General features: G+C 42.1%; 21 protein-coding genes. 7 read left to right on the forward strand and 14 right to left on the reverse strand.

The features are described 5' to 3' along the window. The first annotated feature begins 106 nt into the window (after nt 1–106). The 5 genes from astB to xthA all read left to right on the forward strand — a co-directional run bounded on the left by astB (nt 107) and on the right by xthA (nt 4,660). Nucleotides 107–1,441, forward strand: coding sequence for an N-succinylarginine dihydrolase (gene astB / locus H5114_RS16250; RefSeq protein ID WP_182723476.1), 1,335 nt, complete (start codon nt 107–109; stop codon nt 1,439–1,441). Between the two features lie 311 nt (nt 1,442–1,752). Beyond that, complete coding sequence (locus H5114_RS16255; RefSeq protein WP_259395319.1) at nt 1,753–2,655, forward strand: ABC transporter substrate-binding protein; 903 nt, start codon at nt 1,753–1,755, stop codon at nt 2,653–2,655. A 307-nt stretch (nt 2,656–2,962) separates the two neighbouring features. Next, nucleotides 2,963–3,514 (forward strand): septation protein A, encoded by a 552-nt coding sequence (locus tag H5114_RS16260; protein WP_124016141.1) that lies wholly within the window; start codon nt 2,963–2,965, stop codon nt 3,512–3,514. A 40-nt stretch (nt 3,515–3,554) separates the two neighbouring features. Then, nucleotides 3,555–3,854 carry a YciI family protein gene (locus H5114_RS16265; RefSeq protein WP_182723478.1) on the forward strand — a complete coding sequence of 100 codons (300 nt, stop codon included), beginning with the start codon at nt 3,555–3,557 and terminating at the stop codon, nt 3,852–3,854. Further along, nucleotides 3,854–4,660 carry an exodeoxyribonuclease III gene (gene xthA, locus H5114_RS16270; RefSeq protein ID WP_182698486.1) on the forward strand — a complete coding sequence of 269 codons (807 nt, stop codon included), beginning with the start codon at nt 3,854–3,856 and terminating at the stop codon, nt 4,658–4,660. The genes H5114_RS16265 and xthA overlap by 1 nt, the downstream gene beginning before the upstream one ends. A 344-nt stretch (nt 4,661–5,004) precedes the next feature. Here xthA and H5114_RS16275 read toward each other — a convergent pair whose 3' ends face one another. The 6 genes from H5114_RS16275 to H5114_RS16300 all read right to left on the reverse strand — a co-directional run bounded on the left by H5114_RS16275 (nt 5,005) and on the right by H5114_RS16300 (nt 11,795). Continuing rightward, nucleotides 5,005–6,450 carry a methyl-accepting chemotaxis protein gene (locus H5114_RS16275; RefSeq protein WP_182723479.1) on the reverse strand — a complete coding sequence of 482 codons (1,446 nt, stop codon included), beginning with the start codon at nt 6,448–6,450 and terminating at the stop codon, nt 5,005–5,007. 229 nt (nt 6,451–6,679) lie between these two features. After that, complete coding sequence (locus tag H5114_RS16280) at nt 6,680–8,923, reverse strand: xanthine dehydrogenase family protein molybdopterin-binding subunit (protein WP_182723480.1); 2,244 nt, start codon at nt 8,921–8,923, stop codon at nt 6,680–6,682. A gap of 2 nt (nt 8,924–8,925) precedes the next feature. Further along, the gene (locus tag H5114_RS16285; RefSeq protein ID WP_182723481.1) at nt 8,926–9,378 is read right to left on the reverse strand and encodes a (2Fe-2S)-binding protein; all 453 of its coding nucleotides are present in this window, start codon (nt 9,376–9,378) and stop codon (nt 8,926–8,928) included. Nucleotides 9,379–9,380: 2 nt separating this feature from the next. After that, nucleotides 9,381–9,989: a nucleotidyltransferase family protein gene (locus H5114_RS16290; RefSeq protein WP_182723482.1), complete on the reverse strand. Its 609-nt coding sequence runs from the start codon at nt 9,987–9,989 to the stop codon at nt 9,381–9,383. A gap of 15 nt (nt 9,990–10,004) precedes the next feature. Then, nucleotides 10,005–11,027: an XdhC family protein gene (locus H5114_RS16295; protein ID WP_124016148.1), complete on the reverse strand. Its 1,023-nt coding sequence runs from the start codon at nt 11,025–11,027 to the stop codon at nt 10,005–10,007. A 123-nt stretch (nt 11,028–11,150) separates the two neighbouring features. Beyond that, a complete protein-coding gene (locus tag H5114_RS16300; RefSeq protein ID WP_124016149.1) occupies nt 11,151–11,795 on the reverse strand; it encodes an MBL fold metallo-hydrolase in 645 nt (214 codons plus the stop codon). A gap of 194 nt (nt 11,796–11,989) precedes the next feature. Between H5114_RS16300 and H5114_RS16305 the strand changes: the two genes are divergently transcribed. Then, nucleotides 11,990–13,279, forward strand: coding sequence for an alpha/beta fold hydrolase (locus H5114_RS16305; RefSeq protein WP_124016150.1), 1,290 nt, complete (start codon nt 11,990–11,992; stop codon nt 13,277–13,279). Between the two features lie 368 nt (nt 13,280–13,647). Here H5114_RS16305 and H5114_RS16310 read toward each other — a convergent pair whose 3' ends face one another. The 3 genes from H5114_RS16310 to H5114_RS16320 all read right to left on the reverse strand — a co-directional run bounded on the left by H5114_RS16310 (nt 13,648) and on the right by H5114_RS16320 (nt 18,704). Next, nucleotides 13,648–14,304: a nitroreductase family protein gene (locus H5114_RS16310; RefSeq protein WP_182723483.1), complete on the reverse strand. Its 657-nt coding sequence runs from the start codon at nt 14,302–14,304 to the stop codon at nt 13,648–13,650. Nucleotides 14,305–14,736: 432 nt separating this feature from the next. Next, nucleotides 14,737–16,206: an ATP-binding cassette domain-containing protein gene (locus H5114_RS16315; RefSeq protein WP_182723484.1), complete on the reverse strand. Its 1,470-nt coding sequence runs from the start codon at nt 16,204–16,206 to the stop codon at nt 14,737–14,739. A gap of 530 nt (nt 16,207–16,736) precedes the next feature. Next, a complete protein-coding gene (locus H5114_RS16320; RefSeq protein ID WP_182723485.1) occupies nt 16,737–18,704 on the reverse strand; it encodes a DNA topoisomerase III in 1,968 nt (655 codons plus the stop codon). A 177-nt stretch (nt 18,705–18,881) separates the two neighbouring features. Here H5114_RS16320 and H5114_RS16325 point away from each other — a divergent pair, with 177 nt between their 5' ends. Continuing rightward, the gene (locus tag H5114_RS16325) at nt 18,882–19,646 is read left to right on the forward strand and encodes a tRNA (adenine(22)-N(1))-methyltransferase TrmK (RefSeq protein WP_182723486.1); all 765 of its coding nucleotides are present in this window, start codon (nt 18,882–18,884) and stop codon (nt 19,644–19,646) included. A gap of 560 nt (nt 19,647–20,206) precedes the next feature. On the opposite strand, the gene purF is transcribed toward H5114_RS16325, so the two are convergent. The 5 genes from purF to truA all read right to left on the reverse strand — a co-directional run bounded on the left by purF (nt 20,207) and on the right by truA (nt 25,234). Next, a complete protein-coding gene (gene purF, locus H5114_RS16330) occupies nt 20,207–21,721 on the reverse strand; it encodes an amidophosphoribosyltransferase (protein ID WP_124016156.1) in 1,515 nt (504 codons plus the stop codon). A 33-nt stretch (nt 21,722–21,754) separates the two neighbouring features. Next, nucleotides 21,755–22,243 carry a CvpA family protein gene (locus H5114_RS16335; RefSeq protein ID WP_124016157.1) on the reverse strand — a complete coding sequence of 163 codons (489 nt, stop codon included), beginning with the start codon at nt 22,241–22,243 and terminating at the stop codon, nt 21,755–21,757. Between the two features lie 152 nt (nt 22,244–22,395). Continuing rightward, entirely contained in the window at nt 22,396–23,010 is a 615-nt protein-coding gene (locus H5114_RS16340) for an SPOR domain-containing protein (protein WP_124016158.1), read from the reverse strand. A 71-nt stretch (nt 23,011–23,081) separates the two neighbouring features. Continuing rightward, nucleotides 23,082–24,359: a bifunctional tetrahydrofolate synthase/dihydrofolate synthase gene (gene folC, locus H5114_RS16345; RefSeq protein WP_182723487.1), complete on the reverse strand. Its 1,278-nt coding sequence runs from the start codon at nt 24,357–24,359 to the stop codon at nt 23,082–23,084. Between the two features lie 89 nt (nt 24,360–24,448). Beyond that, a complete protein-coding gene (gene truA / locus H5114_RS16350; protein WP_182698500.1) occupies nt 24,449–25,234 on the reverse strand; it encodes a tRNA pseudouridine(38-40) synthase TruA in 786 nt (261 codons plus the stop codon). Nucleotides 25,235–25,257 lie beyond the last annotated feature (23 nt).

A 25,257-nucleotide genomic window follows, 5' to 3' on the forward strand; every position in this document is an offset into this window, starting at 1 on the left:
AAATTAGCGTTAACTGTAGTCAGCAATCACGTTCCTTTTTTATAAGTAACACAAATAAGTGCAACAACAATAATAATTATTCACTAAAAACTCTCAAGGATCACGAATGAAGCATTTTGAAGCAAACTTTGATGGCTTGGTAGGACCAACCCATAACTATGCCGGATTATCATTTGGTAATGTAGCCTCATTTAGTAATGCGGCCCAAACATCAAATCCCAAAGCGGCAGCTAAACAAGGTTTGCAAAAAGCCAAATCATTAGCAGACTTGGGAATGGTACAAGGGGTATTAGCCCCGCAAGAGCGTCCAGACCTTTATACACTGCGTCGAATTGGTTTTTCTGGGTCAGACGCTGAAGTTTTACAAAAAGCGGCTCAACAGGCTCCTGCGCTACTTAATGCTTGTTGCAGTGCATCAAGTATGTGGACTGCTAACGCGGCAACCGTATCCCCCAGTGCCGATACCCGGGACGGTAAAGTTCATTTCACGCCAGCTAACTTAGTCGACAAATTACACCGCAGCATTGAGCCTGTCACCACAGGGAATATTTTACAGGCAACATTTAACAACGATCGCCATTTTAAACATCACCAACATTTACCTGAACATGCAAGTTTTGGTGATGAAGGCGCCGCAAATCATACCCGCCTATGTGCTGAATACGGCCATGCTGGTGTTGAACTGTTTGTTTATGGACAATCGGCAACCAATCCTGATGCACCAAAACCGAAAAAATATCCCGCCCGTCAAACCTTAGAAGCATCACAAGCCGTTGCTCGTTTGCATCAGCTTGAAGATGAAAGTTGCGTGTTTATGCAGCAAAACCCTGATGTGATTGACCAAGGTGTATTCCACAACGATGTGATTTCTGTTGGTAATCAAAACGTCCTTTTTTATCATGAACAGGCGTTTTTACATACCGAAGCAAAATTTGATGAAATTCGCCGAAAAATGGATAGTGACATGCATTTTATCAAAGTGGCAACCAGCCAAGTATCAATTGATGATGCGGTCAAAAGTTACCTGTTTAATACGCAGATCATTACCTTACCGTCTGGTGAAATGGCCATTATTGCACCGACAAACTGCCAAGAAAACCCCGCAGTTTTTGCTTACTTAAATGAACTGATAACCTTAGGCACGCCAATCAAACAAGTACGTTATTTTGATGTGAAACAAAGTATGCAAAATGGTGGTGGGCCAGCTTGTTTACGTTTACGTGTGGCAATGAACCAACAAGAAGTTGCCGCAGTTAATCAAAACACCATAATGAATGATAGCTTATTTACTCGTCTAAATACCTGGGTTGATAGGCATTATCGCGACCAATTAACGGTTCAAGATTTAGCCGACCCACAATTGATTATTGAATCGCGCACTGCGTTAGATGAGCTGACACAAATTTTGAAATTAGGCAGTGTTTATCAGTTCCAAAAGTAAACTTTAACGGGGGTCAATAAATGATAGCGGTATTTACAAAATCATAAACTTGACCCATCTCATATCAAACGAGTAATGTGTTGACCAAGCAAGAAATAATAACGTATCCAGTGCTAAGCTTTAGCAAGTTAAATTTTCCACACTAGCGGGCAAATAACGGTTTAATAAACGTTTTTTATCCCGCTTATAGGTCACTGATAAAAATAACAAAAAAGAGTAATTATTCCAGCTATTTTTTTATTGTTAACTATACTTTATTTATCATCAATCAATCACTAAATCGGCGCTGTATGAAAAGTCAGTTAATAAGGATGTTAACACTTGTAATCTTATGTTCATTCAATACCTCAAACGCCTCAGAAAATGCGTTAGAGCTTGAACACACCATAGTTAATTACAATGCCTCCGTTCAAGGTGTTGATCCTAAGCAAGCCTATTTTATTTCACTGTTAGCACTTGCTCTGGATAAAAGTGCTAGCCGCTACGGTACGTTTCAAATGCGTGCAGCCATGATTAATATGCCTCAAAGTCGTACCCTAAAAATGCTGGCCGAAAACAAAAATATCGATGTCGCGTGGAGCATGACAAGTATTGAACGGGAAGCACAGCTTCAAGCAGTCTATATCCCACTATTAAAAGGGCTTATGGGATATAGAATTGGGATTATACGTAAAGGCGACCAGGAAAAATTTGATCAACTCACCAGCCTAGAAGATGTAAAAAAAGTCCTTATAGGTCAAGGTTTAGATTGGCCTGATACCAATATTTTGAACAGCAATGGCTTTAATGTTGTCACAGGACCTGACGTGAGTTTAATTAGTATGTTGCTTAAAAATAGGTTTGATTATTACCCTCGTGCTCTTTTTGAACCTTGGCGCGACCTTGCTCGTCACAGTGAATTAGTATTAGAAAAGAATATCTTAATACGTTATACAGCCCCGATTTATTTTTTTGTCAGTAAAGACAATCCTCGGTTAGCTGAACGAATTGAATATGGCTTACGAGTCGCCATCGATGACGGTAGCTTCAATGCCATGTTCTATAATCACCCCATCACCGATGGCATGCTCGAAAAATCCGAACTCGACAAACGTAAAGAATTTGTTCTGCATAATCCCTTGTTGTCAGAAAAAAGCGCCAGTCTTCTTGATGAGCCGAAATTATGGTTAACCATCAAAACAGCAACCTCTATTGCGGTACCACTTTACAATTAAACGCTCAACCTATGCGATGCCCATTGATGATACAGAGATTGCAGGTTTTATAAAAAACATTGATAATCAATAAATTACACTCATCCACAACAGGTTTAGCACGACTTTAATCACCTTCTATTATTCACAAACCTAATTAAAAAGGTTTACATTCTTTTGCACAATAGAGGTTTAGAATCCACAGATTAACCACCATATTAATGCGAATGGCAATAACATCATGCTACAATTGGCCACAATTACGATTGAAAATATGATGCAATCATGTCCGAACTAGACATTGTCGTTTCCCTAGCCTGAGATTTATATGAAGCAACTGTTAGATTTTTTACCATTAGTCATTTTTTTTGCGGTTTACAAGTTCTATGATATTTACGCCGCTACAGGAGTATTGATCGCGGCAACAGCGCTTCAACTTGTAATCACTTATCTGCTTTATAAACACATTGAAAAAATGCATTTAGCCACCTTCGCCTTGGTCACTGTGTTTGGCTCACTCACACTGTTTTTCCATGACGATGCCTTTATCAAATGGAAAGTCAGTATCGTTTATGCCTTATTCGCCATAGGACTAATTGCCTCACAAATGATGGGCAAACCTGCGCTTAAAAGCATGCTTGGTAAAGAAATGAAAGTTGACGATAAAATATGGGCTCAAGTCACGTGGTATTGGGTTGGATTTTTTGTCTTATGTGCCTTTGCTAATATTTACATTGCGTTTAATTTACCTCTGGAAACCTGGGTAAACTTCAAAGTGTTTGGCCTAACCGCCCTCACCTTAATCAACACCGTTATTACGGTCGTTTATTTGTATAAAAATATGCAAGATGACGATTCGCAAACAACTGATGGTCAATAAGCATTCATGTAAAATAAAATCAAATAAAGGAAGCAACGATATGTGGTATATGATTTCATCTCAAGATGTGGAAAACAGTTTAGAGAAACGCTTATCTGTTCGCGCTGAACATTTAGCTCGTTTACAAGATTTAGCTGATGAAGGCCGTTTATTAACTGCCGGACCACATCCTGCTATTGATAACGAAAACCCTGGTGAAGCAGGTTTTACCGGCTCATTAGTTATTGCCGATTTTGCCTCATTAGAAGATGCACAAGCATGGGCTGATGTGGACCCTTACATTGGTGCTGATGTGTATAAAAGCGTTATTGTTAAGCCATTTAAACGAGTGCTCCCATAATGAAGATTGTTTCTTTTAACATTAATGGCATACGTGCTCGACTGCATCAATTGCAAGCACTTATAGACAGCCACGCGCCTGACATTATTGGCTTACAAGAAACCAAAGTGCACGACGAAGCCTTTCCGGTTGCAGATGTTGAGGCAATGGGCTACAAAGTTCATTACCATGGCGGCAAAGCACATTATGGCGTAGCCATGCTGTCAAAAGCTGAACCCATTAGCATTATTAAAGGTTTTGAATCTGATAATGAAGATGCTCAGCGTCGACTTATTATTGGCCAATTTACACAAGATAATGGCCGAGTATTAACGGTATTCAATGGATATTTTCCACAAGGTGAAAGCATTCACCACGAAACAAAATACCCGGCTAAACGTAAGTTTTATCAAGACTTAATGCTATATTTAGAGAAACATCACCAACCAAGCGATGACATAGCAATCATTGGTGATATCAATATATCGCCCACCGATTTAGATATCGGCATCGGTGAAGTGAACGCTAAGCGTTGGTTAAAAAGCGGAAAATGTAGCTTCCAGCCAGAAGAACGTGAATGGTTAGCACGTTTACAACAATGGGGCTTTATTGATAGTTTCCGCCAATTGCATCCAGATCGCACTGAACGTTACTCATGGTTTGATTATCGTAGTAAAGGCTTTGATGATAACCGTGGTCTGCGCATCGACGTGATATTAGTAACCGACTCATTAGTGTCACGCGTCGTCGAATCTGATGTCGATTACGAATTACGCGCGATTGAGAAACCGTCCGATCATGCCCCCATTTGGACTACGTTTAGTTAATCGTTAGGGTGCTGACATAACCTAGCTCCCGACATCGCTTAGCAACAAAAAAGCTATAAGCAATCTTGCTTATAGCTTTTTTAGTTTTACAGCATTCCTTCACCACCGGCTAAGCTTGATAGCTTGATAGTTTGTCAACACGCTAACATGAACAGAGCCAAACGACTCTCGTTAGTATATTACAGGCCAAATAATCGCCCTTAAAAGGTTGCTGCTATAAAAATCAAATAATGGCTAAGCATGCATATTAGTAACCCAAGTGATTATCATCACTACTATGCCATCTTTATCGAGCACCTTAACTAACTGTCACTGACCGTTGTTATGGGCTGCTTGATACAAAATTAAATTTTATATTGACTTAAAATCGCCGCTAAACCTTGAGATGATTGATGTAAATCTTTCGCTAATATTCCGGCATGTTTTGCAGTATTGCGAATCGTCTCCGATTGCTGACGGATTTGATTAAGTTGCGAGGCAATATCACCGGCTGAGACACTTTGTTGTTCCGCTGAGGCGGCTATCTGGCTACTCATATCAAACACGGCATTAATCGACTCAGCCATGTCGGTAATATCGTCACCGACCGCTTTAATACTTGCACTGCCCTGATCGGCTTCGGTAACAATCACATTGGTAATGCTGGTCAGTTTTTTAGAACCTTGTTGTAAGCCTTCGATCATATTTTGAATTTCAACGGTCGCTTGTTGAGTCCGCCCTGCAAGAGTACGTACTTCATCAGCCACCACAGCAAAACCCCGACCTTGCTCACCGGCACGCGCCGCTTCAATTGCTGCATTTAACGCTAATAAGTTAGTTTGTTCAGAAATACTTTCAATGGTAGTAACAGCAACATTAATTTGGGTGGCATCATGAGATAACTGCTCTACAGATGAAAACGCTTCAGCAATACGCTCAGACAAATAGCCAATCCGCTTAACTGCATCATTAATCTTGCCCTGACTCTGACCCATTTGGGTAGCATTTTGCTTAGTATTCAAAGATGCATCACTCGCATGATGTGATACATCTGCAATGGCTCCGGTCATTTGATCCATGGCATGCGCTACAGAATCTAAATAATGATGTTGCTGATCAATTAAGTCATCATTAGTATTAGCTTGATGGTTAAACTCATTGGCGGCAGTCGCTAGGGTTTCTGCATTACTCCGAATAGCTGTCACCATTTCACTCATATTATTAGCACAGCGATCAATTTCATTGGCGATTAAACTGAAATCGTCAGTACCAAAGAAGTTTAATCTCAAGGTTAAATCACCATCAGCTAACCGTTTGATAGCCATGTACATATCCCATAAACCGCCGCCTAACGAGGTTGAGATCCAGTAACTCAGTTGAAATAATGGTAGCAAGCCAACTAATGCGATGATTAGCATAAAATAGCTTTGGCTTAATGGTTCCTGTTCCCAGGATTGAACATTTTGACTCACGCTTAGAAACTGATCGCCGACACTCGCTGATGCTGTAACTTGATCACCACTGCGAAAAGTATTATCACGACCAGATAACTGTAATTGATGAGTTTGTGCAAATTGCTCCAGAGCAGTATTTGTTAAGCCTTGATTATTGGCAACCGAGGCATAACTTTCAGCACTTGCTTTAACCCGCTGTAATGATGACTGAGCAATTAAATCAGTCGTTTGTTGGTAATTCATCAGAGCAATAACACTGGTGATCAATGCAACCAGCGAACACACCACCCAAAATTTTCCATTCAGGCTAAATTTAATCAAAATTGCATCAATGGTTCTAAACTGAATTTGCTTCATATAAGCTTCCTAAGGCAATGCGTTACTATCTCAAATATGAGAATAAGATTAAATAAACAACAGCACCCACTCAATCTGAATCAATACTAAAATTCATTAACGATTCAATTGAGAGTGATTTTAAATTATCGTAAAAAACAATGCCTAAGTGCGAATACACTTAGGCATTTAGCTTATTTATTATCGGCTTAAGCGCAGTAAACTTAAGTGTTGTAGCTCACGAAAATGGCTAAACCGATAAAAATTTATTAAGCGGTAAATCGCGATATCGTATCCCCGTTGCCGCAAAAATGGCATTGGTTAAACTGGGCGCAACAGGAGGCACACCGGGCTCACCGACACCAGCAGGCTTTGCTATCGACTCAATAATATAAGTGTCAATCTGTGGCGATTGCGGCATACGCAATAACGGATAGTCATGAAAGTTAGATTGTTCGACTTTACCGTCTTTAAAGGTAATTTCGCCCATGGTCGCTAAACTTAAACCAAAAATGATCGCACCTTCTAATTGTGATTTCACTCGATCAGGATTAATCACTCTCCCAGCATCCATCACCGCAATAGATTTCAATACTTTAAGCTGTTTATCTACCACTTCAACTAGCGTAGCAACGGCAACATAGCTAACAAAGCTGCGATGCACCGCCATACCCCAACCTTGGTTTTTAGCCGCTTTAGGGGCATCTGCCATTACGGCTTCTAACTTATCGAGCACTTTGTGATAACGCCCTACATCCACCGGATGATCGGCTAACTCTTCACCGTAATTTCCATAGGTAAAGTTTTGGTTTTCAAACGGTTCGATGCGCGCTTTACCTAATAAATCACGCCACATTTGTACACAGGGCTTATTAGCATTTACGGCTATCTCGTCAACAAAACTGCCAATACCAAAAGCATGCTGAATATTACACACAGAACGCATCCAACCAATACGCGTATGCGCGGGCGCTTTGACGGCTTCAAGTTGAATGTGCTTAAGCGCTAACGGTACGTCACTAAAACCTAAATCGAGCTCACCAGCTGAAGGGTATTCAACCCCTTCGGCAAATGTTGAACTGATTGACGGAAAGCCTGTACGGGCTAATAGTGCGGTGGGCATCTTATTATTGTCGAGAGCGACTTGGTACATCTGCGCACTGATAGCATGATAATAACCATTCTGAATTTCGTCTTCACGGCTCCAACATACTTTGACGGGTTTATTGAGCTTTTGCGATAAAATGGCGGCTTCAACACTAAAGTCAGGCTTAGATTTACGCCCAAAACCACCACCCAGTAAAGTCACGTTAACGGTAACTTGCTCTTCTTTTAACCCTAATGCACCAGCCACATTTTGCTGGGTACTTTGTGGGGTTTGGCTCGAAGCCCACAACTCACATCCACTGGCGGTTACATTTGCTGTTGCTACTGGTGGCTCCATCATGGCATGGGTTAAATAGGGTACAGTGTAAACAGCCTTAACTGTTGACGCTTCAGGCCAATCAGTGACTGACTCACCCAACTGGCGCATTACTTTACCTGGTTGGTTTACTCTCTCGACCAAGCCCTGCAGGTATGTGTCTGAATTGTGGCTATCATTAATCGATTTAGACCAGGTAATCACCAACGCTTTACGCGCTTCAATCGCACTCCAACTGTTAGTGGCAATCACTGCGACGCCGCCTAAAGCCTGAAATAATGGTGCACCTTTCGGAACGGGTAAGGTAATAATGTCAACCACCCCGGCTATTTTACGGGCTTTGGTGTCATCAAGACTCAGCACATCACTGCCTAATACTGGCGGACGAGTGATACTGGCATACAACATACCGTCTAATTTAATGTCATAGCCGTAAATCGCTTTGCCCGTGAGCATGGCATCCATATCGACAATAGTATGAGATTGACCAATATGGGTAAATTGACTTTCTGGCTTTAGCACTACAGAATCTAATTCTGGCATCGGTAATCTCGATGCCGCTACAGCCAACTCACCGTAACTAAGGCTTTTGTTACTGCCTTTATGATGGATCTTATGGGTTTTAGCATACACCTCCGCAACCGGAACTTGCCAAATTTGCGCCGCAGCTTGTTCAAGCATGGTTCTTGCGGTCGCGCCCATTTGACGCATACGATGATAATGTTTACGAATACTGCGGCTACCATCAGTATTTTGGCTGCCATAGCGTTTATCCGCTAAGCCTTGCACCACTACAACCTTATCCCAATCAGCTTCTAACTCGTCAGCCAAAATTTGCGGTATGCCTGTTCTAATCCCTTGTCCCATCTCAGAACGATGACAAGTCAAATACACTTTATTGTCTTCACCGATAGCAACAAACAAGTTCATCAGCGCTTGCTTGTCTTCAGCTAAGGCCATTGGGCTCCAACTTAAACTGGTTGCCCCTAAGGCGAGTCCACCACCGACTGCACCAAATAACTTTAATACATTACGGCGACTAATATTCTCAACAGCTGTGAATGTGGTCATGATCACGCCTCCGAAGCCGATTGAATGGCGGCTTTTATCCGTGGATAGGTACCACAACGACAAATATTACCCGACATCGCATCAAGGATTTGGGTTTCAGTCGGTTTAGGCGTGCTGTTGAGTAAGGCTGCGGCAGACATTAACTGCCCAGCCTGACAATAACCACATTGCGGCACATTATGCGCTAACCAAGCTTGCTTTAGTTTTTCAGCCTCAAGACCTTCAATAGTGGTAACTTGCTTACCCTGAACTTGCTTTAAGCTGGTTAAACAACCACGCATTGGACTGCCGTCAACATGGATAGTGCATGCACCACAAAGCCCTGCTCCACAACCAAATTTAGTGCCGGTTAGACCTAATATGTCACGCAATGCCCAAAGTACTGGCATATTCGGGTCGGCATCAAGGGTAAAATCCTTTCCATTGACCATCAATTTTTGTGTTGGGGTTGTCATAATCAATCCTTATTATCTAACCAACGTACTAAGTCAGCAGGTGTATCAATATCAAATTGCGCTTGTTCCATCACAATAATGTTCAAGCTATTATTTTTATCATTTTGTTTTAAAATGCTTTTTGCACCATTATCGCCATCAAGAGACATCAATATTTTAATATCTTCAGCTGAAAAGATAGCAGGTACACCTACGCTATGCAGGTAAAAAGCACAGCTAGTTAACTTATTATGGATATACGCTTGGATCAATTGTAAATAATTACTGCTTTGTAATGCGACTTGGTCGGCTAACACCACTAGTAAAGCATCCGCCTGTTGCGTTTGGGCATATTGACCAGCAAGTTTCACTGAACTGGACAAACCTAAATGCCAATCATGATTAATAATCCGCTGATGATTGGCCGTTATCGCTAACACTTCATCGGTTTGATGGGCACCCAACATCACCACCGCAGGTGCAATACCTGCCGTTTGAGTCACAACATCAAGAGTCTGTAAGCTGTGTGCCAGCAAACTTTGTTCGCCTTGCACTTTAGCAACAATTTTAGCGCTGTTAAATCGGCTGCTTGCCCCAGCAGCTAGGATCACTGTAACTATGTTTGCCGTCATTTACGTATCAACTCGCTAAGACAGCATTACAGTATCAAGACTAGTTATCTTGCTTTGATAAAGTACGCCATGGCACTGGGACAATATGCTCAGTCCAACCGAACCAGGCAGCTCGCCCCCTAATGCCAACCCTGCTGGTGCCGAAAAATAACCACTAAAGTCATCGATATTAAGTTCAGCCATGCTCAACACCTTGTCACGGCGGTGAGTCGGACCTAATAATGAAATATACGCTAGGGATAAAGTTTGCAGTACCTGTAATGTTTTAGCATCAATCTGTAAATTATGACTCATCACAAAGGCAGCATCTAAACTGGCCAACAGTGAGCTTGACACATCCTTGGTGGCTTTTTTGATGATCTGGCAGCCAGGAAAATCATAAGTGCGTGCGTACGCAGTACGTTCATCAAATACAGTGACTTTCCAACCTAACGTTTGCGCCATTTGCGCAATTGGTTGGGCATCTAAACCGCCACCAAAAATACCAATATGCACAGGTGGCCTGATTGGAATATGTAACACTGAGTGATCTTCAAAGGCTTCTTTGTGGGTTTTAGTATTGAGAGTGATAACGGTTGCTTGCTCCGATTTTTGTTCAACAAAGTGACCACTGAGTTGATCGGCCGGCGTGCCATCAGCAACGATATCAATTTGATATACACCTGAATGACTGCGCATCAAAGCATCATGAACACTCACTAAACCAAGATAATTATTAGATTTATTCAACGACACCATCATGATATTAACGATGCCACCACAGCCAAGTTGATAACTGGTATCAGACTCGTCAGTTGCATCATAGGTTAACTGAATAACTTGCTGAGTTTGAATCGCGCGTTGCGCGTGACGACGGAGATCCGCTTCAAGGCAACCACCACTTAACATTCCTAAGCTTTTGCCCATGGGATGAAATAGCATTATTGCGCCAGGTTTGCGGTAAGAAGAGCCTTGTACTTGAGTGAGAACGGCGAGTACCCAGTCTTCTTGATAAGAAGGTAACCAGGTATCGAGTAAATCAACGAGGTGTTGAACCATTTGAACTGTCCATCATATGTAAACGCATACTCTTAAGCTAACAGACTGGGTTTACAATGCAAAGAATCAATAGTTTCAACTTATTAATAAATAACCTCAACGACCTAATTGTGTAGAAAAGTGTTAATCAAATAACTGATCCGCAACAAAAGGGTTATGTTGTCGTTCATCTGCAAACGTCGACATTGGACCATGACCAGGAATAAAACTCACATTGTGACCTAATGGCCATAATTTGGTGGTGATTGATTGAAGTAAGTCTTGATGATTGGATTGCGGGAAATCGGTACGACCAATTGAGCCACGAAAAAGCACATCGCCCACCCAGGCTAAATTAGCAAAAGCATTATAAAAAATAATGTGTCCTGGTGTGTGTCCAGGGCAATGCAAAACTCGTAAATGTTGCTCACCAACACTTAGCTCATCATCTTCATTAAGGTATTGGGTTGGCTCAAAAGCTTCTACACGCGGAAACCCAAAGTTTTGACTTTGTTTTACCAAGTTTTCTAACCAAAATTTATCCGCAATGTGCGGACCAATGATCGGAATAGCTAATTCGCTCGCCAATGCCGCCGCCCCACCAACATGATCAATATGCCCATGGGTTAATAATATTTTTTCAACCGTTAAGCCTAACTTAGCCACCTCGGCTAAAATCCTATCAATGTTACCACCAGGATCAACTACCGCAGCCTTCAAGGTCTTTTCGCACCAAATAACACTACAATTTTGCTGAAAAGGCGTTACGGGGATGATTTGATACTTCATTGACAACCTCGTTGTTTAATAATCAGTGGCTAATTATCGGTTAATTCTACCTAGGCAGATTTGATCTAGATAGCTATTTAAGATGATTTGCATCAAGTTAGTGATTGTTAATCATTAACATGGCTCATAAAATAACGTTACTTACGGCTGAATAAGCTTGATATCACCATTAATCATGACCCAATAGGCATTTTATGCACACAGAACTCACCTTAGCAGACATTGTTGCTCGTAAGCACTTTTTCTCGGTGCCATTAGATTATCAGCAAAGTCCCAGTAAACAGATTACGGTTTTCGCTCGGGAAATAGTCAGTGTTGAAAACCAACATAAAAAACTGCCTTATTTAGTATTCTTTCAAGGTGGGCCAGGATTTGGTGCCGTCAGACCGATCAGCAATAATGGCTGGATAAAACGTGCGTTAACTGAATATAGAGTGTTATTGCTCGACCAGCGGGGCACCGGATTATCAAGCCCAATCAATGCCACCAGCTTAAGTTATATGAACGCCACCGACCAGGCTGATTATTTAAGTTTTTTCCGTGCCGACAACATTATTCGCGATGCAGAATATATTAGAGCCAAACTATCCCCAGACCAGCCTTGGAGTATTTTAGGCCAAAGCTTTGGTGGCTTTTGTGTGCTGCATTATTTGTCTGCTGCGCCTGAAGGCCTAAAAGAAGCCTACATTACTGGCGGCATACCTTCACTTAGCCGCCCTGCAGATGAAGTATATCAAGCGACATATCAACGAGTCATCGCCAAAAACAACGACTTTTTCAAACGCTTTAGTGATGCCCGCAGTTTAGTTGATAACTTAGCCAGCCACCTTTATCAAAACAAAGTGTACTTAGCCACAGGCGAATTACTGACAGTTGAAATGTTGCAATTGTTAGGGATTAATTTAGGCATGGAACAAGGGCCAGAAGCGGTCTACTATTTGCTTGAACAAGCCTTAATCGAAACACCCCACGGTATTGATGTTAATCCGTTATTTTTACATCAATTTAGTCATTTCCTCGACTACAGCACTAACCCTATTTTTGCTTTATTGCACGAATCTATTTACTGTCAACATAAGGCTTCAGCGTGGGCGGCCCATCGAGTGAGAGCGCAGTTTGAACAATTCAATTACCGTCCGAATAAGCCATTATTGTTTACAGGTGAAATGATTTACCCATGGATGTTTGCCCAATTTGAAGCGTTAATGCCATTACAACCTGCAGCAGACTTAATCGCGGCTAAGAAAGATTGGCCGGCATTATATGACCTTGAAACGTTAGCGAATAATAAGGTTCCGGTAGCAGCCGCTATTTACAGCAACGACATGTTTGTCGAAATGCAATACAGCCTAGAAACCGCTAAGCAAGTCAACAATCTCAAGTATTGGCTCACATCAGAATATGAACACAACGGCATCCGCATGGATGGCGAACGCATTCTTGATAAGCTTATTAGCCTCAACCGCGGTCATTGTTTACGTTAATGCATCAATCAACCAAGTTTGTGTGATGAAAATAAACTGGCATAAGATTAACTAAAACAAAGCCATAAACCTAAAGTCGCCGTCCGAAGTGTTCGAAATAGCATGATGAGAACCCTGTGGTAACATCATGCTATTTATCACATATAACGGCGTCAGAGGCTTTTCACATCAGATGTACTCTCTGGACTATGAGGTGATTGTTATTATGATATGGAAGATCAACACCTTGGCGGAATTGATGGAGTTATCAACAAGGGCAAGCAGTGTTCCCCTTGTTGATCCTCTGTGGGCGAAGCGCTACAACGTTAATATTTTCTAACCAAGGTTTATTCGACATTGAAACGAATAAAATCAATATCAAAGCCTATTTATACGACCTGTAATACTTGCTCTTTAGCCAAACGAGATTTAGGTAACTTAGCGTTATAGTCTTCATCCGAATGATGATAACCAAATGCTAATGCAACTTCACACACATAACCGCCAAGTTCTTCAGCAAAAATTTCACCTAGCAACTCACTGTCTACGCCTTCCATCGGCGTAGAATCAATACCAAGGCGAGCTAAAACATGCATAGTATTACCTAATGCTAAATAGGTTTGTGACTTAGTCCATGCCGCATTGTTGCCCGCTTCATCAGTGTTTAAGTCAACAAATGCGTATCCACCAAATGCAGCTTCGCGATCTTTAGGCTTAGTACGGCCATCGATAATGCCTTGATCAACCACTTTGGCATAATCTTCACGGGTATACTTAGGGTTATATGCAAACAATATGGTATGTGAAGCCGCTTTAGCATGCGGTTGGTTAAACTGAAACTTATTAGCATAAGAGTCATGTAGGCGTTGTTTGGCTTGATCACTTTCAATCACGATAAATTTCCATGGTTGAGAGTTAATAGATGAAGGTGATAACACCATTGCGTCATAAATGATGGCTAAATCTTGTTGTGATACGCGCTTAGTCGCATCATAACGTTTGGCGGTGTAACGTTTTTCTAAATCAGTAATAATAGCGTTGGTCATGTCAGACTCCATATTAATTTTAAACACTCAGAGAAAGAGTTAGCAGTGAAACGACATGTCGTAATGTTATCGATTAACCTACAATCTGGCTCAATAGACTTGATACGAACAATATAAAACAGCAAAACAATATTAAAAAATTGAGTAAATACACTATAAGACGGTTATGGTGCCAAAACATGGGGTTTTCAAGCTTTATCACTAACTAAAGTTCGATTAGGCTATTCGACCAAGCTGCCCAAAGAAGCGATATACTGCGGGTATTAAGTCATTCAGACTCTTAATCCGCCTAGCGACTTTAGCTGCCGCATACAGTGCCATGATGGCAAGGTTATCCAGTGTGTTTTGCCATTAAGCAGAAAAAGAAAAACAGCCAACAAATGTTAGCTGTTTAGATAAGCGTCATCGCCTTAAACAATAGCCATGCAGTAATTAGCTTTCAGTTACCACAGCACGATAGCCGCCTTGATGTTCGTCGGCGACAAACTCAATAAAGTGCTGAATACTATCAAGGCTATCTTCTTGATAATGTGACACATACAACAATTGGCTCAAGTGCTCTTTAGCGATGAGTTCAAGGGCATTTTTAATCAATCTTCGGCCTAGGTAATCTAAGCCTTGGTAAGGCTCGTCAAGGATCAACAACGTGGGCTGTTTCACAATAGCGCGAGCAATGAGCAACAAGCGTTGCTGGCCATATTCTAATTGCCTAAAGGCCGTTTTACTCAACTGGCTCATGTGTAAAATGGCTAACCATTCGGATGCGATAGCTAACTGTTGCGCTGTCGGTTGTTGATACAAACCAATCGAGTCATAAAAGCCCGATACAATCACATCCAAGGCACTGCAATTAACTCTGTACTGTAAATGCAACGCTGATGACACCATGCCGATATGCTTTTTTATCTCCCAAATACTCTCGCCTGAGCCTCTTTTTTTACCAAAAATATCAATGTCGTTACTGTAACATTGTGGATGATCACCAAAAATAAGCCCTAGCAAAGTACTTTTACCACAACCATTTGGGCCTTTAACTTGCCAATGTACGCCATTATCGATGCGCCAATTAACCCCAGAGAAAATCACTTTGTCACTGTAAGCTACTCGGCCATTGTGTAACTGAAAGACCGGATTGGCGAATAATGGCTTATGTCTGTGACGACGAATAAGCGCCAACATATCTTCACTTTGTTGGCCTGATTGCGCCGTAAGCTGACTAATTAGCGGATGATTATCCCACTCAGTCTTAGCCATTACGCTGTCTAACGCGCCATGATTAAACATCGCAACATGCTCAATCCAGTCAGGCATATCTTCTTCACGTGACACGACCACCAGCATTTGTACCGTTTGCGACAAAAGCTGTAAATATTGACTTAACGCTTGTCGATGGCCCACATCAAGCCCTGCATAAGGTTCGTCGAGGACTAAAAATGGCACTTGGGTTGCCACAGCACGGGCCAGCATGACCCGGCGACTTTCACCGGTAGAAAGCTGAGTAAACTGGCTATCGCTTAACCGAGTGAGATCCAGCTGTTCTAATAAGCGCTTTGTCAGTGCGTGATCATCACATTGGGTAAAGATCACCCCATAAACGCTAGTATTAGGGTCGATGTAGCCTAAAGCCTCGCTGTCATCTTGCTCAAGAATCTGTTCGAGTAACAGCTGCTGTTCATGCAGTGACACCAAAGCGACCTGCGAGTAGTCAACACCCGATAGTATGCCTGAATAGGCCAAAGCGTTATCTTGTGCTTGCTGAGTCAATAACTGGCCCAATATGGCGCCTAAATCACCTTCGGTACTAAACACGCCCCAAGATTGTTGTGATTCAATAAGCCAATCTTCAATGTTCATGGTGACACTAGACGAACGGCATTGCAGCTGAGTAAACCGAATTTCCATTGTGGCGATTATCCCTGTCTATTAATACTGATTCTTCACCAGAGTTTATCTTCTGAGTGTCTCACAGGAGTCTTAAAAAAATCGACAAAAAAAGTAGAACATTTTGGTTCTACTTTGCGATTAAAATCACTTCAGTTGATCACACTGACGATTATTCACGAAAACGGCCATTTCATTAGCGTAGATTCAATTATCGCCCCTCTGCCATTGCTACATAATCAGCTTAATACTAAGTCTGCATAGAGACTTGGCATAATTCACGGCTCGGCCAGATTTCATAAAACATAAAATCAGCCTGGTTAGCATCATCTTGCTGTATCGTGTTCATTGCTCTTCAAACTTGTATTTTGCCTACTCAAGCTTGCCCTCTACTTCTGAGAAGATGTGAATAGGTTACTGGCAATAATCTTTCTTTGACACCTGACTGTTTTAAAACATGTCGTCACCAACCTAGTCTGGCCAAGGCGACTAGCCTGGGTAAGTTTGCCTGTCATCATCCCTCTTAACAATTTTCATCGCTTGCCACCCTGTTAATTTTTCGCTTTAGTTTTCTTTTTATATGGCTTTTTAAAGCTGCGCTTTGGTGCACTGCTGGCAACACCTTGTAATGCAGAAGGTAACTGACTCGATGCTTGGGTAATTAGGTTATCTAATTGGCTGAGTAATGGCTGCATAAATGCATCATACTTAAGCCTTTTTTGACTGATGGCATCGAGGCTGTTTTCCCATAATGCGGTCATGTCTGGTGTGGTTGCAGATTCAGGTAAACTGCGGATCAAACCAACACCCACAGGTGTGGCCAGTATTGATTTACCTTGGCGAACTAAATAACCGCGCTTAAACAGTAATTCAATAATCCCAGCACGAGTCGCTTCAGTGCCTAAGCCATCAGTTTCTTTAAGAATTTTCTTAATATCGCTGTTTGTCACATAACGGCTAATGCCAGTCATCGCGCCTAATAATGTCGCGTCGGTAAAATGCTTCGGCGCTTGAGTCATTTTTTCTAGTAATTCACCACGCTCACATTGGAGTATTTGCCCTTTAACCAGCGGCGGTAATGATTGTACCGTGTCGTCGTTATCGTCATCGCTGCTAGTTGAACTAGAATCAGAACTCGCTTGATTTACTGTGGTCGCCCGCTTATACAGTTGTTTCCAGCCTAAGCTTTTGTCTCGACGCGCTTTAGTGGTAAACAAGCCTCCAGCAATAGTCACTTCCACAGCGGTTTCAGCATACATATAAGCTGGGTAAAACTGGGCTAAATACTGCCTCGCAACGTGTTGATATAACTTGGCTTCGTTACTGGATAACGATGAAAAATTAGCAACTTTCTCTGTGGGTATAATGGCATGGTGAGCATCGACTTTACTGTCATCCCAAGCTTTAGACTTAAGCTTGGGATTTGGAGCATCACAACCATCAACTAATGCAGCAGCACCTTTGAGTACCGCGTCCAATACTTTTGTTGCCAAAGCATGTTGATCTTTAGGTAAATAGCGACTGTCTGAACGCGGATAGGTAATTAATTTATGACGCTCATACAAACTTTGGCAAGTATCAAGTACCTCTTTTGCTGAGAGGCCAAAACGTTTAGCTGCGTCTATTTGCAATGCTGATAAGCTGTAGGGTAATGGTGGGTTTTGGCGCTTATCTTTGGCTTCAAGTTTAGTCACTTGCGCTGGTTGACCATTAATACGAGCAACGACATTTTCAGCTAAGCCTTTGGCTAACACTCTGCCATCTTCATCCATGTAGGGTTGGCAGGCTTCACTCGGTTGCCATTTGGCGGTAAAGGTTTGTTGCTGCTCGGTAACCAGATGGGCCAGCACTTCATAAAAAGACTTTGGCTTGAAATTGGCAATCTCATCATCGCGGCGCACCACTAAGCCAAGCAAAGGCGTTTGCACTCGGCCAACAGACAACACACCTTGGTAACCCACTTTGCGCCCTTGAATGGTATAAGCACGAGTCATGTTCATGCCATATAGCCAATCAGCGCGGCTGCGGGCTAATGCAGAAGTCGATAAAGGAATAAACTCACGATTACTGCGTAACTGCCCTAACGCACGTTTGACTGCTTGTGGATTTAAATCACTAATTAATAGTCGCTGAACTTGATTGAGCTTGTCACCCTTGACGCCTAAATAAACAATCACTTCATCCACCAGCAACTGCCCTTCACGGTCTGGATCGCCAGCATTAATGATTGCTGAGGCTTGCTTAACCAGTTTACGCAACACAGTAAGTTGACTGCGAGTTTTGGTTTTAGGCATGAGCTTCCACGTTTGTGGCACTATGGGCAAATGTTCGAGCTTCCATGATTTAAATGCATCATCGTAAGCATCAGGTTCGGCTTGCTCCAATAAATGGCCAATACACCATGACACGCAATCACCATTGGCGGCAGTGATAAAGCCATCACCTTTTTTATGTGGTTTTGGCAGAACATCGGCAATAGCACGACCGAGACTGGGTTTTTCAGCAATATATAGAATCATAATCCATTATTAGGGCGCTAAAGTTCAATTAGATAAAACTCGATTGCACCGCTTAACTGTATAAATTTACAGTATAGATTAGCGCTAAATACGCCAAGCTGCAAATACGAAATAATTCACCACTTATATCGTCAAAATATTACAATACGCAGCTTAAATCCCAAATACGATGAACAGATGAAACTCGGCCAGCGTTTAGCACAAATCAACAGTATGATCCCCGTGGGTTATAGCCATATTTGGGATTGTTGTTGCGACCATGGATTTCTTGGTGCGGCATTACTTGATAGGCATGCAGCAAACACGATCCATTTTGTCGATATTGTGCCGGCATTAATGCAGCAGCTAACCGCTAAGCTTGAACTTTTTTACCCATTGCAAACTGCCAATCAATGGCAAGTACATTGTGTCGATGTGTCAGCGATACCTCTGGAGCAAGACGAGCAAACCCCATTAGTGATCATTGCTGGTATTGGCGGAGATTTGATGATCGAGTTAGTGAATACACTTTGCCAATTGCACCCTAACCGTCAAATTGATTTTATCTTGTGTCCGGTCCATCACCAGTACGAACTTCGCCAACAACTCATTGAACTTGATTGCCGTTTAATTGATGAAAAACTGATTGAAGAAAATCGCCGCTTTTATGAAATTATCTATGTGAGGCGTGACAGTCCATCATCACGAATAGCAGGTGATAGTGAAAGTGATAGTTCTACCACTAAGATTAGCGCTGTGGGCGATAAATTTTGGCAATGTAACAATGACCACGAGCGCAATATTGCTATACGATATTTACACAAAGTGCTGACTCACTATCAAAAAATAACCCTGTCGAATCCGCAAAAAGCATCACAGGCGTTGCAAGATTATCTAGCAATTAAAGCACAAGTCGAGCGTAAAGAACGGACGTCGACCTCCGAGTGTACGGCGCTATTTTAGACGCTGGATCCCGGCTCAAAAGCATTACCGGGATGACGGTAAAAGGAATCATATCTGGTTGACGATAAAAGCAATCGCTATCTGATTGAAGGAGTAGCAGACATATTCGTTTGACGATGAAAGTAATCGATATCTGATTGAAGGTGTAGCAGACATATTCGTTTGATGATGAAAGCAATCGATATCTGATTGATGCTGTAATAATCATATCTGGTTGCGGTGATAGCAATCGCTATCTGATTGAAGGCGTAGACAATATTGCTGGATGGTCATATTTGAAAGCGAGCCCTTAAATCCGATGCGTTTATATTCTCAGGTTATCACTTGTCATCGATCTTTATCGCTCTTACAGCCTCTAGCCGCGAAGCGACCTAGCATCTAGGCATTTGCTCAGCGCTCGCTTGCTATCGTTCTTTATCGCTTTTATAGCCTCTAGCCGCAAAGCGACCTAGTATCGAGATATCTATCTTGTTATCCCTTGTTATCGAGTGTTTAAAGCGGACATAAAAAAACCAGCATTTTTCATGCTGGTTTTTTATGGTTATGAAAACCTGGCTAGCTTATGGATGACACTCGTTGTGCATTTCTAAGTTAGTTCCAATGTCTTTTGAGCGGTTAGCTTTGGCATCATCATTACGTAATTGTGTTAAATGGTCCAAGTAAGCTTGGTCAACGTCATTAGTAATGTAATGACCATCAAACACTGATGTTTCAAAACGCTTAATCTCTGGATTTTCCATTCTTACGGCTTCAATTAAGTCGCTTAAGTCTTGGAAAATAATGCCATCGGCACCAATGATTTTAGCAATTTCGTCAGCATCACGACCATGAGCAATAAGCTCATTTGAGGTCGGCATATCAATACCATAGACATTCGGGAAACGGATTTCAGGAGCTGCTGATGCAAAGTACACTTTCTTTGCTCCAGCTTCACGCGCCATTTCAATGATCTGCTCAGACGTAGTACCACGTACTATTGAGTCATCAACTAATAGTACGTTTTTGCCTTTAAATTCAGTGTTAATCGCATTCAATTTACGACGAACTGATTTTTTACGTTCTTGCTGACCAGGCATGATAAACGTACGACCAATATAGCGGTTTTTAACAAAACCTTGGCGATACGGTAGATCCATGCAACGGGCAATTTCTAAGGCAATATCACACGAGGTTTCAGGAATAGGAATCACCACATCAATGTCATGATCTTCCCATTCTTTCTTAATCTTTTCGCCCAACTTAGCACCCATGTTTACACGGCTAGCATAAACAGACACTTTATCAATGCTCGAATCAGGACGTGCAAAATACACGAATTCAAAAATACACGGAGCATAGCTTGGGTCTGCAGCACATTGACGGGTAAATAATTGCCCATCAAGTGAAATATAAATAGCTTCGCCAGGTGCCACGTCACGCATCACTTCAAAGCCAACTGCGTCTAAAGCAACACTTTCTGAAGCAACCATATATTCAGTGCCGGTAGGCGTTTCATGTTTACCAAGTACCAATGGACGGATACCAAATGGGTCACGAAATGCAACTAAACCTTGACCGATGATCATGGCCACTACAGCGTAAGCACCGCGGGTTTGCGCATGCACTTTGGCAACAGCATCAAACACTTCATCAGCACTTAAGGTTAAACTGCGCGTTTCTTGTAACTCATCGGCTAACAGGTTTAACAAGATTTCGGAGTCAGAAGTAGTATTAACATGACGACGCTTTGTCACTAGGCTTTCAGCCAGTTCAATCGTATTAGTCAAGTTACCGTTATGTGCTAACGAAATACCAAATGGCGAGTTAACATAAAACGGTTGAGCTTCTGATGCACTCGAGCTACCAGCAGTAGGATAACGAACATGTCCAATACCGGCATTGCCTTGTAAACGCTGCATATGTTTAGGCTCAAACACATCTTTGACTAAGCCGTTTGCTTTACGTAAACGAAACGCATTCATGTCAACAGTCACAATACCTGCTGCGTCTTGACCACGATGTTGAAGCACAGTTAGCGCATCATAAATGGTCTGATTAACTGTTGATTTTCCTACTATTCCGACGATACCACACATGGGTAAGGTTCCTCACTGTAAAGTGTTTTATGTTTATATTTGGGGTACAAAGCTTGACGTGTTTTCCAGATAGTTAAAAAACCACTGAATAACCACACCAAATTCAGGTACAAGTACAGAATCGTGCCACCATTTAGAATCTGGAAATGCTGTAAACGCATCCATGAAAAACAGTAAAGCACTAACGATCAACGCGCCACGAATGGCACCAAAACACAGGCCTAACACTCGGTCTGTGCCCGATAAGCCTGTTTTGGCCACTAGCTGGCCGAGTAAATAATTAACGAGTGCCCCTAAGATCAGGGTAATGATAAAAAGAATAGCAATCGCCACACCGTTTCTGACTAACTCGTCCTGCATTTGGGTTAAATGAGCAGCAAGATCGAGGTAAAACTGGCTAGCGATAAAGAATGCAGCAAACCAAACCACAAGAGACATGGCTTCTTTGGCAAATCCGCGGATCAAACTGATTACAGTTGATAACCCGATGACGATAATAATTGCGTAATCAATCCAAACCATGAAGATGGGGATCCGGTATAGGGTTCAAGACGGCGGGATTCTAACAGAGACAGAGATGTTTCTCACCTCTGATTGTACAAATTATTCTTGCGTGATTAAGAACAATCAAATTGTAAATATTAATCACCCAAGCAAAATACCGTCTGAATAGGTTATTGTTCTTGTGGATTATAGGCAACGATTTTGCCTTTTAATCCGGTTAATTTGAATATAGGTTGCTGACGAGCTTTAAGTTTATCTTCTGATACTTCAGGGCCAACGAACACTCGGGTGAGTTTCCCCTCGACAGGTGTTTTAGGCAGTGTGTAAGCCGTAAATCCGGCTTTACGCAGTTGAATAATCAACGCTTTTACATTAGTAATATTATTAAAACCGCCTAACTGCAGCGTAAAGCCTGCGGTAATCGGTGCAGAGGTTTTATTCGCTACCTGGACTTGAGGTTTTTTGACCGTTTTAACCACAGCAGGCTTTTCAACTACTTGAGCCACTTCTTTAGCTGGTTCTTTGGTTGCTTCCTCTTCACCTAATGCCACAATATCGTTGCTAAGGTCTTGTGGTTCTGCAATCGTTAATACTTGGAACTCTTCTACTTTTTCAGCAGAATTAGGGCGATTTGGAGCTGTTAATCTAGCTGGTCGTAAAGGAATTTCAGTGAATTCCTCAACAACCTGAGCTTTTTTACCGTCTAATAAATCAGGTAAAAAAATCACTCCCAAGGCCACGAGTACTATGGTTCCTACCAAACGATTTTGAAATTGACGATTCAAAGCTAATTCCCTTCTTTAACCAAATGACGTTTATGATGATTTCTAAAAACGACGTCTTAAACAAATAGTGTTTATAACAATTTAAACCCTGCGACAGTATAAAAAGAGCCAAATACAATGACCACATCATCGGCTTTCACTGTCGTTTGGATCGCGTGCCATGCACTGCTGATATCAACAAACTCACTGGCACGGTCACGGCATGCATCATTAGGCAATGCTTGACGCAGAGCTTGCGCTGATGCGCCACGTGGAATATCTAAACTGACGAAGTTCCAGTGACTAATTTGCTCGGCTAATGTCGCTAATACTGACGTAATATCTTTATCTTTAAGCATGCCACACAAGGCTACAATACGACGACCTTGATACGCCTGCAATTGCTGGGCTAAATATCTGGCCGCATGGGGATTATGTGCCACATCTAAGAGTACTAATGGTTGCTCACTGACTTGCTCTAATCGTCCAGCGAGTTGAGCTTGCTGCAAACCTTGGTTAATCTGCTGCTGACTAATGTGCGGCCAAATATGGCTTAGCAAGGCTACAACACTCGCCGCATTGGCCAGTGGTAGCTTTGGTACACTCAGCCCTGAATATGTTTGTTGCATCGATGTAAAATGCCATTGGTCTGAATGGCTCTGGTCTTTATGGTAATCAAACTCATGACCAACACGATAAAGTGTAGTCCCTATTTGATGCGCATATTCAGTGACGCTCATCGGCAAATCGGGTTCACCAACAATGGCCAGGCAATCGGGGCGAAACACACCGGCTTTTTCTCTGCCAACCAGTTCACGGGTATCACCTAAATATTCTTGATGATCAAGATCAATAGAGGTAAGGATCGTGGCGGTGGAATCAATCATATTGGTGGCATCTAACCTGCCCCCTAAGCCCACTTCAAGAATAATCACATCGACTTTAGCAGCTTTAAATAAATATAAACCGGCTAAGGTAGCATATTCAAAAAAGGTTAATGAAATATCACCACGAGCGGCCTCAATGGCACAAAAGGCTTCAATAAGAGAGGCATCACTGGCGTCTTGCTGATTAATCTGTACTCGTTCATTGTAGTGCAGTAAATGCGGTGAGCTGTAAACACCCACCGACAAATCAGCTTGGCGTAAAATCGACGCGAGCATGGCGCAGGTGGTGCCTTTACCATTGGTACCGGCTACAGTAATCACTTTAGCAGGAGCCAAATCAATCACCTCAAGACGCCTAGCAACAGCGCTCACTCGAGTTAATCCCATATCAATTTCACTAGGATGAATAGCCAGTAAATAATCCAGCCATTGATTTAAGCTTGATTGTTGATTAGGAACAGTAATTTCAGACGCGATTGACATAATTCAATACCATTTAACGTATGCAAACCTTAGCAGGTGTTGCAGTAATATACTCTGGGTTTAACAACTCAAAAATGACTAACATCACTTTAGTCGAGCATAAACAATGGCCCAAGAGACAACTTAGGCAGTTGATATTGCTCTGGGTAAGTCACATCGACTAAATACAATCCATTAGGTTTAGCCGTCGCAGCAGCTTGCTTGCGATTTTTCAGAGCTAACAGTTCAGAGATCCACTCGATAGGTTGATTACCTAAACCGATTTGTAACAATGAACCCACAATATTACGCACCATGTGGTGTAAAAATGCATTAGCTTGAATATCGACCATGATGTACATGCCTTGGCGAGTCACATTGACTTGATGCACGTTACGAAATGGGGTTTTAGATTGGCAATGCAGCGCTCTAAAACTGGTAAAATCGTGTTCACCAACAAAAAGTTGCGCAGCTTGATGCATCAATTTTTCATCAATATCGCCGTGATAATGACTCACTCCGGCACTGAGAATACCAGGGCGTAGCTTATGATTATAAATAACATAACGATAGCGTCTGGCCAATGCACTGTATCTGGCATGAAAACTGTCATCAACTTCTTTTGCCCATCTCACCGCTACACTGTTGGGTAAATTAGCATTAACGCCTTGTGTCCACGCCGTCATTGGACGTTGCACATTGGTGTCAAAATGCACCACTTGCCCAGTACCATGTACTCCGGTGTCAGTTCGTCCAGCACACGATACTGTTATAGGCTCGTTAGCCACATAACTTAACGCTTTCTCAATCTGGGCTTGCACTGAATCGACATCGAGTTGGCGCTGCCACCCACAAAACCCACTACCATCATACTCAACACCTAACGCGACCCGCATGCCTATATCCTCTACTCAATAAT

This window comes from Shewanella sp. SR43-8 (assembly GCF_014163775.1).
In the GTDB taxonomy this organism is placed as follows: domain Bacteria; phylum Pseudomonadota; class Gammaproteobacteria; order Enterobacterales; family Shewanellaceae; genus Shewanella; species Shewanella vesiculosa.

Bases quoted from the DNA above. Each gene is read 5' to 3' on its own strand.
- H5114_RS16315 (WP_182723484.1), bottom strand. From the start codon at position 16,206: ATGGAAATTCGGTTTACTCAGCTGCAATGCCGTTCGTCTAGTGTCACC.
- H5114_RS16335 (WP_124016157.1), bottom strand. From the start codon at position 22,243: ATGGTTTGGATTGATTACGCAATTATTATCGTCATCGGGTTATCAACT.
- folC (WP_182723487.1), bottom strand. From the start codon at position 24,359: ATGTCAATCGCGTCTGAAATTACTGTTCCTAATCAACAATCAAGCTTA.
- H5114_RS16295 (WP_124016148.1), bottom strand. From the start codon at position 11,027: ATGGTTCAACACCTCGTTGATTTACTCGATACCTGGTTACCTTCTTAT.
- astB (WP_182723476.1), top strand. From the start codon at position 107: ATGAAGCATTTTGAAGCAAACTTTGATGGCTTGGTAGGACCAACCCAT.
- H5114_RS16255 (WP_259395319.1), top strand. From the start codon at position 1,753: ATGTTAACACTTGTAATCTTATGTTCATTCAATACCTCAAACGCCTCA.
- H5114_RS16290 (WP_182723482.1), bottom strand. From the start codon at position 9,989: ATGACGGCAAACATAGTTACAGTGATCCTAGCTGCTGGGGCAAGCAGC.
- H5114_RS16275 (WP_182723479.1), bottom strand. From the start codon at position 6,450: ATGAAGCAAATTCAGTTTAGAACCATTGATGCAATTTTGATTAAATTT.
- H5114_RS16325 (WP_182723486.1), top strand. From the start codon at position 18,882: ATGAAACTCGGCCAGCGTTTAGCACAAATCAACAGTATGATCCCCGTG.
- H5114_RS16300 (WP_124016149.1), bottom strand. From the start codon at position 11,795: ATGAAGTATCAAATCATCCCCGTAACGCCTTTTCAGCAAAATTGTAGT.
- H5114_RS16280 (WP_182723480.1), bottom strand. From the start codon at position 8,923: ATGACCACATTCACAGCTGTTGAGAATATTAGTCGCCGTAATGTATTA.
- purF (WP_124016156.1), bottom strand. From the start codon at position 21,721: ATGTGTGGTATCGTCGGAATAGTAGGAAAATCAACAGTTAATCAGACC.
- xthA (WP_182698486.1), top strand. From the start codon at position 3,854: ATGAAGATTGTTTCTTTTAACATTAATGGCATACGTGCTCGACTGCAT.
- H5114_RS16265 (WP_182723478.1), top strand. From the start codon at position 3,555: ATGTGGTATATGATTTCATCTCAAGATGTGGAAAACAGTTTAGAGAAA.
- truA (WP_182698500.1), bottom strand. From the start codon at position 25,234: ATGCGGGTCGCGTTAGGTGTTGAGTATGATGGTAGTGGGTTTTGTGGG.
- H5114_RS16310 (WP_182723483.1), bottom strand. From the start codon at position 14,304: ATGACCAACGCTATTATTACTGATTTAGAAAAACGTTACACCGCCAAA.
- H5114_RS16260 (WP_124016141.1), top strand. From the start codon at position 2,963: ATGAAGCAACTGTTAGATTTTTTACCATTAGTCATTTTTTTTGCGGTT.
- H5114_RS16285 (WP_182723481.1), bottom strand. From the start codon at position 9,378: ATGACAACCCCAACACAAAAATTGATGGTCAATGGAAAGGATTTTACC.
- H5114_RS16305 (WP_124016150.1), top strand. From the start codon at position 11,990: ATGCACACAGAACTCACCTTAGCAGACATTGTTGCTCGTAAGCACTTT.
- H5114_RS16320 (WP_182723485.1), bottom strand. From the start codon at position 18,704: ATGATTCTATATATTGCTGAAAAACCCAGTCTCGGTCGTGCTATTGCC.